The following is a 2,227-nucleotide window of genomic DNA, read 5'->3' as shown; positions in this document are numbered from 1 at the left end:
GTATCGTCTTAAAAATTTTATACCGCTAACTTGACGGGTATGGTTCCAGGCCCCCTTCGTTAAACAGCGACACATAATGGGAAACGGTTTGGCGGCACACGTTGACCATGGAGGCCACGTCTTTGCCCAAATAGCCTTCCATGACCAGGCGGACGGCCATCACACGTTGGCGGAGATGAGCGTTTTTGATCTTCCGTTCCTGCTTGCGGAGTTTCCGGGGCGTCCATCCATGGTTGTCGGTGATGTTGAGACGTTTCATGCAGAATTCCGCTCCTTTCCCATGCTTTTCCTTAGGAGCAGTATAACCAGAGTGGGCACCGCTTATGCGAAGGTTAACTTTTCAATGAGCATGTATATAGGAGCGAGGATGAATGTCTAGGATCTTCGGGGGAGGCTCTAGTCCTAGAGTCGCAAAGGTTTGCCCTTATTTGGCGGTCAGTTCTGTCCGCTGATAAAGGTCCCCGTATTTCGAAGAAAAATGTCCGAGTGTGAGACGCTAGCATTCCTCTCTTACTTTCGGCCACGATTCGTTGGTCCGAATCTTTACGATGCGAACCAGCAAGAGAACCAGCTAACTGAGCAGCACATGCACACGAATGCGGTCTTCCAAGCGATGATACATGGGTCGCAATTCCAATGTCGATTTCAGTGTACGAAAAGCCAGCTCGATATCCACCAGCTGCTTATATCCCAGCGCGACATCCTCGGCAGACAGTGTGTCATCGGACGTGCGGATAAGATATTTGCCATCATACTTTTCGGCTAAACGTGTGCCTATGGAATTCAGGGTTTTTTCCTAGGTTGACAACCCCAAAGTCCTTGATATAACGGGATTTCTGGACTTTTTATTTGCCTAAAATGGCCCTCAAACTGTCGAACTCGGGTCCTGGTTAGTCTAGTAAAAGCAGTTTCAAATTCATATCTCCGAGCAAACAAGAAAAAAGCAGGATGTTACCCTGCTTACTAATCCAATTCCTTGTTTCAGGAGATTTTATTTCATTGAAATGTTGAGAGCTCTGATCATTATTCGTAAATATTAATAAGTTACAGTGTAGCTAACAGTTTTTATACCGAATAGATTGGCTTGATTTATATCACTTGAAGTATAACCGAAATAAATATCAAACCATTGTCGAGTTAAACCTCGGGAGCAAAATACATCCCCCATATCCTCAACTGTAAAATATTGCATAGAAGTTCCAGACGGAGTTTTTAAAACTGTGGAAGTTTTAATAACTGCTCCGAAAGGAAAAATTGTTCCTGAACTCGGACTACCGCAAGTTTTAGGATGTACTGCAGCAGTTTTATATTTTTGAGGGGTTGTACCATAATAAGTTAACGAACCTGCTGGTGCAGTATACGCTGTTACATCTTGATTTAAATAAGTGTAGGAGGCTGCACTAGCATAATCAATAAAAAGTGAAGTCAATAGGATCGCTGAAAAAAGACTCGTAACAATCTTAGTTTTAAGCTTTTTAAACATGTTAAACACACCTTTCACAAGAAAATTTGTTAATTAATCATTATTTTATCAGTAAATACTAAGATGTTATCTTGGTAACGAATTTTCCAGTCCTAGCATTGAAGATAATCTTTATAAACCTACCCTTTTTATCCCTACCAACCACTTCAACAGTCGGGTCACTGTTTAACTTTCGCAAAACAAAATGATATCCTTCGGCCCAACCTTTTCCTGGTAATAGGTTATATTCCTTTTTTGCTTTATCAACAATTTTATCGCTATCAAAATGAATCTTGTTTAAATCTACTATATTTTCATTGTTTACAGGTTCAGTCAATGCTAATTTTTCTACTACTTTTTGATTATGAATTGTATATAACATTTGATCATCTGTACCTGGTTTAGCTAGAATTACATTCCAATATCTTCTTTTCCCGTGTTCCCCTTTACTTTTACTTTCTTTTTCCTTATCGTCAACACTTAATACATAATAGATTTCTGCATCTTTACTCCACTCCTGTCTAGCTTTTTCCTTTGCAAACTTACAGGCTTCTAAAAGTGAAAATTCTTTTGAAGAGGCAGAACTGTTGGAATGGTAAGTAAACACAATTGCTAGAATAAATATTGTGAGAACACAATAAATAAGTTTCTTCATCAATTACCTCCTTTTATATATTAAGGTTTTTATAAACATAAATTCAATTAATATGGTAAAACTCCTGGTCAAGTCCAAATTATTGTGTAAATTCCCCTTTGATAGACAAC

General features: G+C 39.1%; 3 protein-coding genes and 1 pseudogene. All 4 read right to left on the bottom strand.

The features are described from left to right. Nucleotides 1-25: 25 nt before the first annotated feature. The 4 genes and pseudogenes from ETR37_RS18075 to ETR37_RS18060 all read right to left on the bottom strand — a co-directional run bounded on the left by ETR37_RS18075 (nucleotide 26) and on the right by ETR37_RS18060 (nucleotide 2,117). Nucleotides 26-259 (bottom strand): helix-turn-helix domain-containing protein, encoded by a 234-nt coding sequence (locus ETR37_RS18075; RefSeq protein ID WP_423219848.1) that lies wholly within the window; start codon nucleotides 257-259, stop codon nucleotides 26-28. Nucleotides 260-340: 81 nt separating this feature from the next. Continuing rightward, nucleotides 341-769 (bottom strand): annotated as a pseudogene (locus ETR37_RS18070) (IS1634 family transposase); the annotation flags it as partial. 267 nt (nucleotides 770-1,036) lie between these two features. Next, the gene (locus ETR37_RS18065; RefSeq protein ID WP_128570075.1) at nucleotides 1,037-1,483 is read right to left on the bottom strand and encodes an RlpA-like double-psi beta-barrel domain-containing protein; all 447 of its coding nucleotides are present in this window, start codon (nucleotides 1,481-1,483) and stop codon (nucleotides 1,037-1,039) included. A 58-nt stretch (nucleotides 1,484-1,541) separates the two neighbouring features. Then, nucleotides 1,542-2,117, bottom strand: a complete 576-nt coding sequence (locus tag ETR37_RS18060; protein ID WP_200861011.1) for a hypothetical protein — start codon at nucleotides 2,115-2,117, stop codon at nucleotides 1,542-1,544. Nucleotides 2,118-2,227 lie beyond the last annotated feature (110 nt).

This window comes from Geobacillus sp. PK12 (genome assembly GCF_004123125.1).
GTDB lineage: Bacteria > Bacillota > Bacilli > Bacillales > Anoxybacillaceae > Geobacillus > Geobacillus zalihae.
The sequence above is the reverse complement of the archived record's forward strand: the minus strand, read 5'-3'. Positions and strand labels throughout refer to the sequence as shown.